At 49.6% G+C, this 14,680-nt stretch carries 17 protein-coding genes; 8 read left to right on the forward strand and 9 right to left on the reverse strand.

Annotation, left to right across the window (positions count from 1 at the left end; genetic code table 11):
* Position 1 precedes the first annotated feature (1 nt).
* Complete coding sequence (locus J5A66_RS06915; RefSeq protein ID WP_211789929.1) at positions 2–613, reverse strand: hypothetical protein; 612 nt, start codon at positions 611–613, stop codon at positions 2–4.
* Positions 614–801: 188 nt separating this feature from the next.
* Positions 802–1,428 (reverse strand): Type 1 glutamine amidotransferase-like domain-containing protein, encoded by a 627-nt coding sequence (locus J5A66_RS06920; protein ID WP_211789930.1) that lies wholly within the window; start codon positions 1,426–1,428, stop codon positions 802–804.
* A 202-nt stretch (positions 1,429–1,630) separates the two neighbouring features.
* Here J5A66_RS06920 and J5A66_RS06925 point away from each other — a divergent pair, with 202 nt between their 5' ends.
* The 7 genes from J5A66_RS06925 to J5A66_RS06955 all read left to right on the forward strand — a co-directional run bounded on the left by J5A66_RS06925 (position 1,631) and on the right by J5A66_RS06955 (position 6,788).
* Positions 1,631–2,320, forward strand: coding sequence for a queuosine precursor transporter (locus tag J5A66_RS06925; protein ID WP_211789931.1), 690 nt, complete (start codon positions 1,631–1,633; stop codon positions 2,318–2,320).
* A gap of 11 nt (positions 2,321–2,331) precedes the next feature.
* Positions 2,332–2,802 (forward strand): preQ(1) synthase, encoded by a 471-nt coding sequence (gene queF, locus J5A66_RS06930; RefSeq protein WP_211789932.1) that lies wholly within the window; start codon positions 2,332–2,334, stop codon positions 2,800–2,802.
* 163 nt (positions 2,803–2,965) lie between these two features.
* Positions 2,966–3,313: a type II toxin-antitoxin system RelE/ParE family toxin gene (locus J5A66_RS06935; protein WP_211789933.1), complete on the forward strand. Its 348-nt coding sequence runs from the start codon at positions 2,966–2,968 to the stop codon at positions 3,311–3,313.
* The gene (locus J5A66_RS06940) at positions 3,279–3,590 is read left to right on the forward strand and encodes a helix-turn-helix domain-containing protein (RefSeq protein WP_211789934.1); all 312 of its coding nucleotides are present in this window, start codon (positions 3,279–3,281) and stop codon (positions 3,588–3,590) included. The genes J5A66_RS06935 and J5A66_RS06940 overlap by 35 nt, the downstream gene beginning before the upstream one ends.
* Positions 3,591–3,800: 210 nt before the next feature.
* Positions 3,801–5,570: an oxaloacetate decarboxylase gene (locus tag J5A66_RS06945; RefSeq protein WP_211789935.1), complete on the forward strand. Its 1,770-nt coding sequence runs from the start codon at positions 3,801–3,803 to the stop codon at positions 5,568–5,570.
* Positions 5,571–5,654: 84 nt separating this feature from the next.
* Positions 5,655–6,191, forward strand: coding sequence for an HD domain-containing protein (locus J5A66_RS06950; protein WP_211789936.1), 537 nt, complete (start codon positions 5,655–5,657; stop codon positions 6,189–6,191).
* Positions 6,192–6,344: 153 nt separating this feature from the next.
* Positions 6,345–6,788, forward strand: a complete 444-nt coding sequence (locus J5A66_RS06955; protein ID WP_211789937.1) for a hypothetical protein — start codon at positions 6,345–6,347, stop codon at positions 6,786–6,788.
* On the opposite strand, the gene J5A66_RS06960 is transcribed toward J5A66_RS06955, so the two are convergent.
* Positions 6,785–8,572: an ABC-F family ATP-binding cassette domain-containing protein gene (locus J5A66_RS06960; protein WP_211789938.1), complete on the reverse strand. Its 1,788-nt coding sequence runs from the start codon at positions 8,570–8,572 to the stop codon at positions 6,785–6,787. The genes J5A66_RS06955 and J5A66_RS06960 overlap by 4 nt on opposite strands.
* Positions 8,573–8,575: 3 nt before the next feature.
* A complete protein-coding gene (gene yihA, locus J5A66_RS06965; protein ID WP_211789939.1) occupies positions 8,576–9,181 on the reverse strand; it encodes a ribosome biogenesis GTP-binding protein YihA/YsxC in 606 nt (201 codons plus the stop codon).
* Positions 9,182–9,268: 87 nt separating this feature from the next.
* Here yihA and J5A66_RS06970 point away from each other — a divergent pair, with 87 nt between their 5' ends.
* Entirely contained in the window at positions 9,269–9,475 is a 207-nt protein-coding gene (locus J5A66_RS06970; RefSeq protein WP_211789940.1) for a FeoB-associated Cys-rich membrane protein, read from the forward strand.
* Positions 9,476–9,550: 75 nt separating this feature from the next.
* Here the strand turns inward: J5A66_RS06970 and J5A66_RS06975 are convergent, their stop codons facing one another.
* The 5 genes from J5A66_RS06975 to J5A66_RS06995 all read right to left on the reverse strand — a co-directional run bounded on the left by J5A66_RS06975 (position 9,551) and on the right by J5A66_RS06995 (position 14,609).
* On the reverse strand, positions 9,551–10,309 hold the full coding sequence (locus J5A66_RS06975) for a 1-acyl-sn-glycerol-3-phosphate acyltransferase (RefSeq protein WP_211789941.1): 759 nt from the start codon (positions 10,307–10,309) through the stop codon (positions 9,551–9,553).
* Positions 10,310–10,478: 169 nt separating this feature from the next.
* Complete coding sequence (locus J5A66_RS06980) at positions 10,479–11,645, reverse strand: metallophosphoesterase (protein WP_211789942.1); 1,167 nt, start codon at positions 11,643–11,645, stop codon at positions 10,479–10,481.
* Between the two features lie 32 nt (positions 11,646–11,677).
* Positions 11,678–12,475: a vitamin B12 dependent-methionine synthase activation domain-containing protein gene (locus J5A66_RS06985; RefSeq protein WP_211789943.1), complete on the reverse strand. Its 798-nt coding sequence runs from the start codon at positions 12,473–12,475 to the stop codon at positions 11,678–11,680.
* Between the two features lie 11 nt (positions 12,476–12,486).
* Entirely contained in the window at positions 12,487–13,812 is a 1,326-nt protein-coding gene (locus J5A66_RS06990; RefSeq protein WP_211789944.1) for a dihydroorotase, read from the reverse strand.
* Positions 13,809–14,609 (reverse strand): DUF4369 domain-containing protein, encoded by an 801-nt coding sequence (locus J5A66_RS06995; protein ID WP_211789945.1) that lies wholly within the window; start codon positions 14,607–14,609, stop codon positions 13,809–13,811. The genes J5A66_RS06990 and J5A66_RS06995 overlap by 4 nt, the downstream gene beginning before the upstream one ends.
* Positions 14,610–14,680 lie beyond the last annotated feature (71 nt).

Below are 14,680 nucleotides of genomic sequence, written 5' to 3' on the forward strand. Positions count from 1 at the left end.
GTCAGTTCTCCTTTGCATAAAATCTAAACAGAGCTTTTACCTCTTCCGTTGCCATTTGATCGTACAGCACCAGTCCGTAGATCTTTTTCCCCGACGATTCGGTAAAGAGATATTCTACCGTCAGCAATCTACCGTTGATCATCGACCTGGGATCCATCGGCAACGGGAATCTCCACAGATCGCCAGCCTCCTCGATTTGAAGATAAGGAAGGGCCTCGCTTCTCACCAAATTCCTTTCGGGCGCATATTGATAGGGCTTTCCCGTATAGACGTTCCGCCCGTTTTTCGTTTTAAAAACAAAGAGACTGTCGCCACTGAAATAGAGATGATGAGACACCTCAGCGACTTTCTCGACAGGAGAGAATTGTTTGAGTGTTCCCGTAGCTGCATGAATGACATAGATATTGCGCATTTCCCACCCATGACCCTTGATATTCGATTGGAAATAAGAGGTGGGAATGGTGGTGAGATACTTACTTTCGGGCACATCTCCATTGCTGTAGACGAAGCGTTCTTCGGTCAGATCAATATCGTCTTCGCAACTGAAAGCCGATAACAGCGTCGAAAACAGCATGCCGCAGAGCAGCCATTGTGTGAGTTTTACTTTCTTCATGATGTCTTTTTTATGTTAGACGGATTTGCAAAAGCTAAGAGAATGCGATGCAAAAGCTAAGAGAATAGAGGGTAAAAGCTAAGAAAACGACATGCGAAAGCTAAGCTTTTGCAAACGGCTTTGCAACGTCTTATATATAAATAACTTACAGAGTCGACTCATTTTCAAATTCTCTCGCTTGACATGGGCTATTCTTTCAACGCTTCTTCAACCGTCACCAAATCTCCATTTACACAGATAACTTGTACATTGGTGATAGGTTTAAATGGAATTTCGGAATGATTCTTGAGGATGTTATCAGTGAGCTCCTCAAATGGAAAACTCTTATAGTGAGGCAAAGGGTAAAAGTTGACGAGACACAGAGCATCGAAATTACGCAACTGAGGTGCTGCTTCTTCGGCATTATCCATCTCTTTTGCATACCCAATATTGGGCGAAAGAATCATAGCACCTGCCGATTCGCCGATGTATAACTTGCCTGCTTTTATCTGACGGGTAAGCAAAACGTCGGCCTCTTTCCGCATCAACTCCTGTAAAAGAAAGAAAGTGTTGCCTCCCGATACATAAATCAAATCACTTTCGTCCAGTGTTTGGGCAATTTCCTCTTTCGATGCGTTGCCTACTTCAAGTTCTTTTACCTTCAATCCTAATGCCAGCAAGGCTTGCTTTCCTTCTTTAACATAATCTTTATAAGGCTCGTGAAGGCTCGCAGTGGGGATAAATGCCACTGTTTTCCCTTCTAACTTTTTACCAGCAAAGGGTGGGAGTAGTGCCGATACGCCTGCAAAATAGGAGCATAAAAATAGTTTTATCATCGTTGATTACGTTTTAATGACTTGGTGGAGCCGGTCTGTCGAGTTGCTAAACGGCTATTATCACAAGTAAAACCGGCAAGATTGTCAATGCAAAAATACAGATAAAAACGATACAAGGGTGCGAAAACAAAGAAAAATGTTAACTTTGCAGTCGTCAAAAAGACAACAGAGTGCTTGAATAACCTCTTTAAAAACAAGAATAATGAATAAAAAAAACAATCAAGTGAGTGTGCTGTTTATGCTTTTCAGCATTCTCTTTTGCGTTTGTTTGATAGCGGCAAACGTATTGGAAACAAAGCAAATCTCGGTAGGTTCTATCTCTCTGACGGGCGGTCTGATTGTCTTCCCCGTGTCTTACATCATCAACGACTGCGTATGCGAGGTGTGGGGCTATGGCAAAGCTCGCCTGCTGATTTGGGTAGGCTTTGTGATGAACTTCTTCTTCGTGTTGCTCGGCGCACTCTGCGATGCCATTCCCGGTGCACCTTATTGGACGAACGAGGCAGGCTTTCATGCCATCTTTGGTTTGGCTCCACGCATCGTGGCAGCTTCGTTCCTGGCGTTCATCTGCGGGTCGTTCGTCAATGCCTATATCATGAGCCGCATGAAGCTCTCTTCGGGCGGACGCAACTTCTCGCTCCGGGCCGTGGTGAGCACTGTTTTCGGTGAGACGGCCGACTCGGTTATCTTCTTCCCGCTGGCTTTCTGGGGTGTCATTCCCACCGCAGAACTACCCTGGCTCATGTTCTGGCAGGTGATTTTGAAGACGGCCTACGAAGTGCTCGTCTTGCCGATCACCATCCGCGTGGTGCGATATGTGAAGAGATATGAGCAGGAAGATGCCTACGACAACGGCATGAACTACAGCATCTGGAGAGTGTTTAGCATTTAAAGCCTGATAGAATGACATTCACAAGAGAAAAAGAAGGACTTCAATCCTTGGGAAGTCCTACCCAATACAGCATGGATTATGCACCCGAGGTGCTCGAAACCTTTGAGAACAAACATCCCGAGAATGACTATTGGGTGCGGTTCAACTGTCCTGAGTTCACCTCCCTGTGCCCCATCACGGGTCAACCCGACTTTGCCGAGATCCGAATCGCTTATGTTCCGGCCGAACGAATGGTGGAAAGCAAGAGTCTGAAACTCTATCTGTTCAGCTTCCGCAACCATGGCGACTTCCACGAAGACTGTATCAACATCATCCTTAAAGACCTCGTCCGCCTGATGAATCCCAAATACATCGAGGTCGTCGGCCTGTTTACTCCCCGCGGTGGCATCAGTATCTATCCCTACGCCAACTATGGAATGCCCGGCACAAAGTATGAGTTGATGGCGCAACAACGCTTCGAGACATACGATATTCAGCGGTGAAACACTCGCTTGTATCAACGATCCTTGGGGAAAAGGGCAAAGGAAAGTTTCATTATCGTGAAACTTTTGCTATCTTTGCATCGAAGCGTCAACTGTGGCTCAATATAAAATTGGCTTGAAGTAGGAAGTGTTTCATTATCTTTTCAGTTTCTAAGAAACGCGCATGAGGAGAAAAATCATTGCATTTGGTCGTTATTACAAAGACTTTATGGCAACTTTGAACGATAAAGAACAAAGGAAAGTCAAGTACATCCTGTCTCTATTAGAAACAGAAGACAGGTTGCCCGTGAAGTTCATGAAATACCTATCGAAAGGATTATACGAACTGAGAATGAAATACGACAGCAATATCTATCGACTGTTCTTCATCTTCGACGACGACAAAATTGTTGTTCTGTTTAATGGCTTTCAAAAGAAGACCCAAAAAACACCACAGACCGAACTGAAAAAGGCAATTAAAATTATGGAGGATTATTATGCATACAAAAGAGAATCTGCTGACAAATATTAGCGAGGAGCTGGACTTAGAGTTCGGGAAACCGGGAAGCAAGGAACGAGAAAAATTCGATGAAGAAGCCTATGCCTTCTACACCGGACAACTCTTATCGGAGGCAAGAAAAGAGGCAAAAGTAACGCAGAGCGAGCTGGCGAAACGTTTAAACTCAACAAGGTCGTATATCTCAAGAGTAGAAAATGGAGAAATTATCCCCAGTGCCGCTCGGTTTTACAACATCATCTCGGCCTTGGGTATGCGTATTGAGATTGTCAAACCGATACTTTCTGTTTAAGACTCATCAAGACAAAAGGAACTACCATACGGAAAAGAAAGGTCTCGCCTCTACCCTACCGATAGAATTCATCTTCCCATAGAGACATCCCTCTTCTCCCTTCTCCTTAAAAAAACAATTCCGCAGAGCGCGGAATTGTTTTTTTTTGCCTACTTTTGCAGCCGTTATTCTCTTACATCTATATAACGGAAGAGAAAGTATAAGCAACTTATGAAAAAGAAAATACAATTCAGCCTCGTATATCGAGACATGTGGCAGAGCTCTGGAAAGTTTCAGCCACGTAAAGATCAGTTGGAGCGTATTGCTCCCGTGATTATTGAGATGGGATGCTTTGCGCGCGTCGAGACCAACGGTGGGGCCTTCGAACAAGTGAACCTGCTGGCTGGCGAAAACCCCAATGAGGGCGTTCGGGCCTTCTGTAAGCCGTTCAACGAGGTGGGAATCAAAACCCACATGTTAGACCGTGGACTCAATGCCTTGCGTATGTATCCTGTGCCCGACGATGTTCGTGCGCTGATGTACAAGGTGAAGCACGCCCAGGGTGTGGATATCCCCCGTATTTTCGACGGACTGAACGACGTTCGTAACATCATTCCCAGCATCAAATGGGCGGCCGAAGCAGGTATGACGCCACAGGGAACGCTCTGTATTACCACTTCGCCCGTACACACACTGGAATATTATAGCCACATTGCCGACCAACTGATTGAGGCCGGAGCTAAGGAAATATGTCTCAAAGACATGGCGGGCATCGGTCAGCCAGCGTTGTTGGGTCAGCTAACGAAGGCCATTAAGGACAAACATCCTGAGATTATCATCGAGTATCACGGCCACACCGGACCTGGTTTGTCGATGGCTTCGATCTTGGAAGTGTGCAACAACGGTGCCGACATCATCGATACGGCCATCGAACCGCTGTCTTGGGGTAAGGTTCATCCCGACGTTATCTCGGTGCAAAGCATGCTGAAGAACGAAGGCTTCGATGTTCCCGAAATCAATATGAGTGCTTACATGAAGGCGCGCGCATTGACCCAAGAATTCATCGACGAGTGGTTGGGCTACTTTATCAACCCAGCCAACAAGCTGATGAGCTCGTTGTTGCTTGGTTGCGGTCTGCCCGGCGGAATGATGGGCAGTATGATGGCCGACCTTGCCGGCATACACAGCACCATCAATAGCATTCGTACGAAGAAGGGCGAACCTGAATTGTCTACCGACGACATGTTGATCAACCTCTTCAACGAGGTAGAATACGTATGGCCACGTGTGGGTTATCCTCCCCTCGTAACGCCATTCTCGCAGTATGTGAAGAACATTGCGCTGATGAACCTCCTCACCATGGAGCAAGGCAAAGGCCGTTTCGTGATGATGGACGACGCCATGTGGGGTATGATTTTGGGCAAGAGTGGCAAGATTCCTGGCACCATCGCCCCCGAGCTGGTGGCCTTGGCCAAGGAAAAAGGTTTCGAATTTACCGATGCCGATCCGCATACGCTACTGCCCAACAACCTCGAAGAGTTCAAGAAAGAAATGGACGAGAATGGCTGGGAGTATGGTCAAGACAACGAAGAACTGTTCGAACTGGCGATGCACCCTGAACAATACCGCAACTATAAGAGTGGACAGGCTAAGAAGAACTTCTTGGCCGACCTGCAAAAGGCGAAGGATGCCAAGATGGGCAGCAAGTTGTCGGTTGAAGAACTAGCAGCCTTTAAGCACGCCAAGGCCGATGCGCTGGTGGCTCCCGTTAAGGGACAGCTCTTCTGGGAGTTCAATGGCGACGGCGAATGTGCACCTACCGTAGAGCCTTATATCGGTAAGGAGTATAAGGAAGGCGAAGTGTTCTGCTACATTGTTGCCACTTGGGGCGAGATTGTTACCGTGCCTGCCGCATTGGGTGGCAAGTTGGTTGAAATCAATGCCAAGCAAGGTAGCAAGGTGAATAAGGGCGACGTGGTGGCCTATATTGAACGGAAATAAGAGATACACACACGATTAAAATCAATCTTAGGCGCAATCGAGACGCAAGTCTGTGGTTGCGCCGCTTTTTTATCCTTCACAGATATGAATCCACAAGCACTCATCGACAAATACTACGGAATCGACGGTCCGTTGCGTCAGCTCCTCCTCATCCACAGTCGCAGCGTTGCCCAGCTCGCACTTGACATTGCCCATCGGCACCCCGAACTGCCCATCGACCACTCGTTTCTCGAAGAAGCCGCCCTGCTACACGACATCGGCATTCTTCATTGCGATGCGCCTCGCATCCATTGCCATGGCACCGCGCCCTATATTCTTCACGGTCGTCTCGGTGCCGACATGCTCCGTGCCGAAGGATTCCCACGTCATGCCCGCGTTTGCGAGCGTCACACCGGAGCGGGCATCACCCGCGCCGCCATTCTTGCTCAGCACCTTCCGCTTCCGCCGCAAGATTTCCTGCCCGAAACGCTCGAAGAGCAACTCATCTGCTATGCCGACAAATTTTTCAGCAAGACCCATCTCAACCGACAGAAAACACCCGAACAAGCTCTGCGAAGCCTCGAAGCATTCGGTTCTGACAGCATCGAACGCTTCCGCCATTGGCAACAACTCTTTTCTTAACCCTGATGTCTAAGGATGTAACGATACGCGCCTCATACCGGGCACGTCTTTGGTTGAGCGCCATCGTTTCTTCCCAATATCTTCATCCTTTCTTACCCAACTTGCAGTTTCGTCCTACCTCTTTTTGAAGACGAGATTGCAAAAAAGATTTCCATGCCTAAACCTGAAAGGTTTGGGGGATGGAAAAAGTTTTTCATGCACAAAAGGCCGCCATTTGGGTATCAAAAAAGATTTTCATGCACAAAAGGCCGCCGTTTGGATATCAAAAAAGATTTTCATGCACAAAAGGCCGCCGTTTGGGTATCAAAAAAGATTTTCGTGCACAAAAGGCCGCCGTTTGGGTATCAAAAAAGATTTTCGTGCACAAAAGGCCGCCGTTTGGGCATCAAAAAAGATTTTCATGCACAAAATGCCGCAGTTTGGGACTCAAAAAAGATTTTCATGCATAAAATGCCGCAGTTTGGGACTCAAAAAAGATTTTCATGCACAAAATGCCGCAGTTTGAGGAGCAAAAAAGATTCTTATATCGAAAAGACCACCTCTTGGCGTGCAAGAGGTGGTCTTCCGGAGTGTTGTGCAATGAAACGCGGGAGCTAAATCTCACTTAGCTCCAACCAGCGAAGACTTTTCTCGTCGAGTTCGGCCTTGAGGGCAGAGAGGCGGATACTTTTCTCGGTGAGTTGGTCGACGCTGAGTTCGCCGCTGCACAAGAGCGTTTCTATCTGGGTTTGCTCGGTTTCGAGGGCGGCAATCTCTCGGTCCAACCGCTCGAACTCTGTTTTTTCTTTGTAGGTGAGCTTACGGCGTGTGTCGCTTCGAGGCGTTGTGCGGGTGTTTTTCTCAGCCGGGGCCGGGGTCGGGGTCGGCTTCGTTACGTCCTGTGGTTGCAGCAGACTCCAGGCTCTGAACTGTGTGTAGTTTCCCGGAAAGTCTTGCACCTGACCGTCGCCATGAAAAACGAGCAGATGATCTACGACTTTGTCCATGAAGTAGCGGTCGTGACTCACGATGATGACGCAACCGGGAAAGTCTTGCAGGTATTCTTCGAGCACCTGTAGGGTTTTGATGTCGAGGTCGTTGGTGGGTTCGTCGAGCACTAAGAAATTGGGGTTGCGCATGAGCACCGTGCAGAGGTGGAGCTTGCGCCGCTCGCCGCCGCTGAGTTTGTAGACGTAGCTGTGCTGTTCTTCGGGCGTGAAGAGGAAGTGCTGAAGAAACTGCGAGGCCGTGAGATGCCGACCGCCGCCGAGGTCGATGTATTCGGCGATGTCGGCAACGACGTCGATCACTTTTTTCTGCTCGTCGAACTTCAATCCTTCTTGCGAGAAATAACCAAAACGCACGGTCTCACCGATGTCGAATCGCCCGTTGTCGGGTTGCACCTCGCCCAGGAGCATCTTGACAAAGGTGGACTTACCGGTGCCGTTGTTGCCCACGATGCCCATCTTCTCGAAGCGGGCGAAGTTGTAGTAGAAGTCGCGCAGGATGACTTTTTCGGCCGACCAGGCTTTGGAGACGTACTGACACTCGAAGATTTTCGAACCGATGTAGACGTTCTTGCTCTTGAGGCGCACCTGCCGTTCCTCGATGCGTTGCCGGGCTTTGGCCTCGAGTTCGTAGAAAGCTTCCTCGCGGTAGCGGGCCTTGTGTCCGCGGGCCTGGGGCTGACGGCGCATCCAGTCGAGTTCGCGGCGATAGAGATTGTTGGCGTGTTGGAGTTCGGCTCGGCGGTTATCCATCCGCTCCTGCCGCTTTTCGAGATAATAGGCGTAGTTGCCTTGATAGGTGAAGAGCGACTGGGCGTCGAGCTCGATGATGAGATTGCAGACGCGGTCGAGGAAATAGCGGTCGTGCGTCACCATGAGCAATGTCTTGTTGCCACGGGAGAGAAAGCCTTCAAGCCACTCGATCATTTCGAGGTCGAGGTGATTGGTGGGCTCGTCGAGGATGAGGAAGTCGGGGTCGGTGATGAGTGTGTTAGCCAGTGCTACGCGTTTTTGCTGTCCGCCGCTGAGCTGGTCCATCGGCTGGTTGAGGTCGGTAATTTTCAGTTGCGTGAGAATCTGTTTCGCCTTCAGTATTTTCTCTTCGTCGCCTTGATGATTGAAACAGGCCTCGAGCACGGTTTCGCGCTCGTCGAACCGAGGCGACTGAACCAGACAGGCCACCCGCAGTCCGTTGCGATAGACCATCTCGCCTCCGTCTCGCCCCTCCTCGCCCATGAGGATGGAGAGCAAGGTGGACTTGCCTGTTCCATTCTGCGCAATAAGGCCCACACGTTGCCCTTCAGCAATGGAGAAGGAGATGTTTTCGAAAAGCACTTTCGCGCCGAACCGCTTGGTGAGGTTCTGCACGTCGAGAACCGGTTTCGGATGAGCCATACGCTACTCTGCCTCCAATCGTTGGTTCACATCGTCGATATAGGCAAGGAGATCTTCTCGACCCGTCTTCTTCTCGGCACTCGTGATGAAATAGGGCGGCAGCTCCTCCCACACATCTTCAAGCTGTTTCATCCACTGCTCAGCATTCTGACGCGCCTTCACCGGTCCAAGTTTGTCGGCTTTGGTAAAGACGATGGCGAAGGGCACGCCGCTCTCACCGAGCCAGTTAATAAACTCGCGGTCGATTTTCTGCTGCTCGTGCCGGATGTCGATCAGAACAAAGAGATTGACCAACTGCTTGCGCTGCAGGATATAACCCGAAATCATCTGCTGCAACTGTTTCTGCACCGACTTCGACCGACGGGCGAATCCATATCCGGGCAGGTCTACTAAATACCAGGCATCATTAATGAGAAAATGATTGATGAGCAGCGTTTTTCCCGGTGTAGAAGAAGTCTTGGCCAGTCCCTTATGCTGGCAGAGCATGTTGATGAGGCTCGATTTACCCACGTTCGACCGCCCGATGAAGGCGTATTCGGCTTTGTTGTCCTTCGGGCACATGCTCACCAAAGGGGCCGATAGCACAAAAGCTGATTTCTTGATCTCCATTATATCGTCCTTATTTGATGGCTGCAAAGGTAGAGAAAAAAAACATTTTTCCCTACCTTTGCCCGCATATAACAAAGAGACAAAGCTATGACACAATATATTCTTATTGCTCTCATCCTTGTGGCAGCTCTGGGTTACGTTGCCCGGCAGGTCTATCGTGCCTTCTCGCATGGCGGCGATCCTTGTCACGGCTGTTCGGGATGCACCATGCACCAACAATTGAAGGATCGCAAGGACAAGACTTGCCAAGAGAAGACCTTAAACAAAAAAGAAAAGATTGTTCAACACTCTTAAGCAAGAGTGTTGAACACTTTTAAGCAAGGGTGTTGAACACTCTTAAGCAATGGTGTTGGACACCTTTGAATAGATCTACTGGTCGGGATTGGCCACAAAGCCGCGGTATTCGGGCACCAATCCGTTCATAATCACTTCGTAGCTTTTCTCCTCCAGGGCTTTGATGTTGAACGGTCCCTGACCCATCGGTTGAATGGGGGCGTGGATGGTAAGGGTGAGCCGATGCCAACGCACCCATTTCAGATCACGTGTGCGGGGCATCACGTCGAACGAGCCATTGATGGTGAGCGGAACGATGGGCAGTTGCAGTTCGTCGGCTAACATGAAAGCACCACGCTTGAACAAACCAAGATGACCGGTGAACGTGCGCGCTCCCTCGGGAAATACGACCAGCGACATTCCATCGTGTAGCGTGTTTCGAGCTTGTTCGATGGTTTTCTTCACCTTTGCCGTACTGCGTCTGTCTACAAAAATGTGATGCGCTGCCTGGCAGGCCATCCCAATAAGAGGCACACGACGCAACTGATGTTTCATCATCCATTTGAAGTTGCGTCCCAAGAATCCGTAAATCATAAAGATATCGAAGGCTCCCTGATGATTACTCGCGAAAACATACGATTGCCCCGGACGCAGATGCTCGCGCCCTTCTACCTTAATGGGCAATAGAAGAATGCGAATGATGAGCCACGACCAACACTTGCCGGGATAGTATCCCCAGAAATGTCCGTTGCCCAACAGGCACCCCACTGTGGTAACCAGAGCCGTGAGCAATGTGCTTACGGCTATCACCGGAAGGGCTACGATAAGCTGATAAATGCGGTAGAGAATGTTCATTGTGTTTTAGTTGACGAGGTGATGAGGTGACAAGGTGATAAGTTGACAAGGAAGTTACTCTGTTGGTAGAGGAAATTAAACCTTACTACTTATTTATTCCTTCCTACTTACTTCTTCCTACTTTCCTACTTACTACTTACTTCTTTACTTCTTACTTCTTTACTACTTCCTACTTCCTTCTCAACGTGATAACCACCACCTCTGGCGGAACACCAAAGCGGAAAGGTACAAGGCCGCCGATACCCGACGAGACGAAGAGCAAACGACCATTTTCGGTATAAAGTCCCTTATCCTCGGGATAAGCGAAACGAGTGGGACGCAAACCCAAAAGACTGACTTGCCCGCCATGTGTGTGTCCGCTCAAGGTGAGTTGCACGTCCGATTGCGGAAGGATGCTTCTGCGCCAAGCCGACGGGTCGTGCTGCAAGAGCACCACATAAGCAGAAGGCAAAATTCCGGCCAGCGTTTTCTTTAAGTTGGCCCGCGAAGGGAAAGGCGGTCGACCGTCGTTCTCCTCACCGGCAATGACGATAGAATCCCCTCCCCGACGTATCACACGGTGCTCGTTGAGCAGCAAATCCCAACCCATCTGCCGCTGATACTTCTTCATCTGCCGCTCGTTGGCCGCCTTCACCGCATCGGGCGCATCGATATACATGCTGTAATCATGATTGCCCAACACCGAGAACACCCCATCCCTGGCCTTCAATCCACTGAAGAGCCCCCGCAACGGAGCCACCTCCGAGGGTTGAATGTTCTGCAAGTCGCCCGTGAACACAATGGCATCGGCTCGCTGGGCGTTGATGCTGTCGACCACTCGCTCCAACAAATGTCGCCTCCCTCCTAAGAAGCTACCCACATGAGCATCGCTCCACTGCACGATTCGATAACCATCGAAAGCCTTAGGAAGTTGCTCCGACCCTATTTCTATCCGATTGACTACCAATTGTCTCTCGCCAAACATCCATCCATAGACCGAGATTCCGCTCCACAACAAGGCTAAAATCCATCCTGTGCATTGGCCCCATCGAGTTGCGCTTCCATGCCATCTACTCAACAACCGCCCCACAACCGTGCACACCATATACAGGAACCGCGGAACGACAAACACGCTCAACCCAATCAAATAAGCATCGAGCAGGGTTCGATTGTCAGGAATAAAATTCTTGGTCATGCCCAACAGAAGAGTAAACAAAGCCCATACGCCTGTCACTCCCCAACGCAAGAGACGCACACCGGGGTGCACCGTCTTTCGGAACTTCCGGTTGCGATACTCGACGTACAGATCGGGCAGAACAATAAGTAACAATAGCAATAGGAGGATTCTTGAAATCATCTTTTCTTAAAGGATAAGGGGAGTGAGAAAAACTAAGAATGAATAAAGCAGCGCATCAGATTCAGCGGTACGCCGCGCCTGGAAGCATAGTCGGCCAACTGGTCTTCGCCAATAGTTCCCAGGTCGAAATACTTCGATTGCGGGTGTGAGAACATCAATCCCGATACACTTGCGTGGGGCTGCATCATTCCTGTCTGCGTGAGATGAATACCTATCGACGACATACCGATGAGCTGGTTGAGAATGAAATTGACGCTGGTGTCGGGCAAAGAGGGATAACCAATGGCCGGCCGAATGCCTTGATAGCGTTCGTGGTGCAGATCTTCGGGTGTCAATTGCTCATCAGGTGCATAGCCCCAATAAGTTTTCCGCACCTCTTCGTGCATTTTTTCAGCCGTACCCTCGGCCAAACGCTCGGCCAAGACCTTCGCCATCATTTGCAGATAGTCGTCAGATTTATAGTCGGTTTCCATCGCCGCATCCACTGTAGTGGCAAATGCCCCCACTCTATCTTTGATGCCGCTTGAGACGGGCCGTATGAAATCGGCCAGACAAAGGTTAGGAGCACCATTCTCTCTGACTCGTTGCTGACGTAGCAAAGGCAGTCTGACCTCACCGATAAGCAGATCGTCGCCATCGCTATTGGCATCAAAAAGCTCGAAGACCGCATGCGTATGATACTTGCCCTCCCACTCATTCAGCATCGTTTCGGCATCTACGCGCAACTTCTCCTTCTCTTCCGTCGGCTTTCCATTCATTCCCCACGTATGGAAGAAGTACAACCAATTGATGTAAGGGCGTATATCACTTATCTGATACTTCAGTTTCATCTTCGAATTGTCTACCTGAACACGATTTCTTCTCCGCGATAATCGTCGTCGAATCGTCCGTTTTCGTCGAGCAGAAGATGACCGTTACAAAAGGTATAGACCACCTTCCATCGATATTCATGCCCTTGCATAGGGCTCCATTTACACTTACTCTGAATCACGTCTTCAGTAACCGTCCAAGGCTCTCCTCTTCTGACGATGGCAATGTCCGCCTGATAGCCCTTTCGTAGAAAGCCTCTGCGTCGCACTTCGAATAGCTGCGCAGGGTGATGACACATCAATTCGACCAAGCGTTCCAGGCTCAACACACCCTCATCCACCAGTTCGAGCATCGTGACAAGCGAAAACTGCACCATCGGCATGCCCGAAGCCGCCTTTGCACAGCCGCCTTTCTTATCTTCAAGCAGGTGAGGTGCGTGGTCGGTTCCTATCAAAGTGATGCGTCCATCGGTCAAGGCAGCTCGCAAGGCATCACGATCGGCTCGGCGTTTGATGGCAGGATTGCATTTGATTTGCGTTCCGAGACGGGCGTAATCCTCTTCCGAGAAATAGAGATGGGGCACAACCGCCTCTGCCGTGATGTGTTCGTCCGATCCAAAAAACTCAAGTTCGCGCGCTGTAGTGAGATGGGCCACGTGTAGACGGGCACCATACCGGCGAGCCAACTCCACCGCTAAAGCCGTGGAACGCCAGCAAGCCTCCTCGCTTCTGATCTGCGGATGCAATGTCACGGCAGGATCTTCGCCATACAGTTGTTTCGCTTCCGCCATGTTGCAGTTGATGATAGACGTGTCTTCACAATGCGTCATGATGGGGAGCGAGGCGTTTTTGAAGATTTTCTCCAGCACCTCTCGCCGGTCTACCAGCATGTTTCCCGTGCTCGACCCCATAAAAAGCTTAATGCCAGGAACGCGATGCGGATCGAGTTGAGCCAATAAATCAGTGTTGTTATTGGTAGCTCCGAAAAAGAAACTGTAGTTAACCCGACTGCTCTTCCTGCCCAACTTCAACTTCTCTTCCCACGCTTCCAGCGTTGTGGTCTGTGGATGGGTGTTGGGCATTTCGAAGAACGAGGTCACGCCACCATAAGCCGCAGCTCTACTTTCGCTATCGATATCGGCCTTATGGGTGAGTCCCGGTTCCCGAAAATGTACGTGGTCGTCTATCACACCAGGCAGAATGACATCCCCCGTGGCATCTACTCTTTTATCGTAGCAGTCACGGGGGATGTCGTTTCCTTCGATCACGTTGGCGATACGACTATCTTCAATGATGACAGACCCCTTAAAAGCTCTGCCCTCGTTTACAATCGTACCGCCGAAAATCAACGTTTTCATTGTTTATCGGGTTTAGCCAAGTCGTTCGGGGTGGGTGCCGGTGCAGCGTTGACAGATGTAGCGGGAGCCGTTGTGCCTGTTTGTGTAGGCAAGGGCACCTCTTTCATACCGTTCATAATCTGCTGATTCTCTTGTGCTTTCTCGTAATAGTCGCGCACATAAGAATCGTTCTTAAACTTATCGGTGGCCTTACTCATTATATCCTCTATCCATGGAGTAAGCTCGGGATATTCATAGCCTATCGTTACCATGAAAAACACACCGGGACCGAGCACGTTATCGAAGTTCTCGATGATGAACGAGGTGACGAGCTGATCTTCCTGGCCCGACAGTCGCACGGCTTCGGCCCTGAGTTTTGCGCTCACCACCTCCATGTTACTGCCGTTCATAATGGCCTGATCGTGTTTGTGTATCAGCTCTTGTTCCTGGTTTTTAAGCTGATTGTATTTACTGAAAAATTTAAAAAGCTTGTCGTTGAGCGGCGTTCCCGAAACGATTTGCTGCGCATCGTCGAGCTTCACCTGGATGTCTCCGCTTTCGAGCACCAATGGAAGCACACTGTCGTCGTCTCGAAAGATGTTGGCAATGCGCACAGAGTCTAACGAGCCCGAAAATCCAAACTTGCCGTGCACCACGTCACAAGAGTCTATATTCTTAAATTCATTGTCTTTCAGCACCTTCAGATAAAGCTTACTGCCATCCAGCGTCGAAATATTCGACGTGCCTTCTATGTTATAACTGCTTCCGCACGAGGCGAGAACAACCACCGAGAGCAATGCGTAGAGAACTTTGTTCATATAATAGCGTTTCAAATCTTGTTACACAAAGATAGTATGTAATGCTCGCGTGAAGAACTTTTTTTATGCTA

The sequence above is a fragment of the Prevotella sp. oral taxon 475 genome (genome assembly GCF_018127805.1).
Lineage (GTDB): Bacteria > Bacteroidota > Bacteroidia > Bacteroidales > Bacteroidaceae > Prevotella.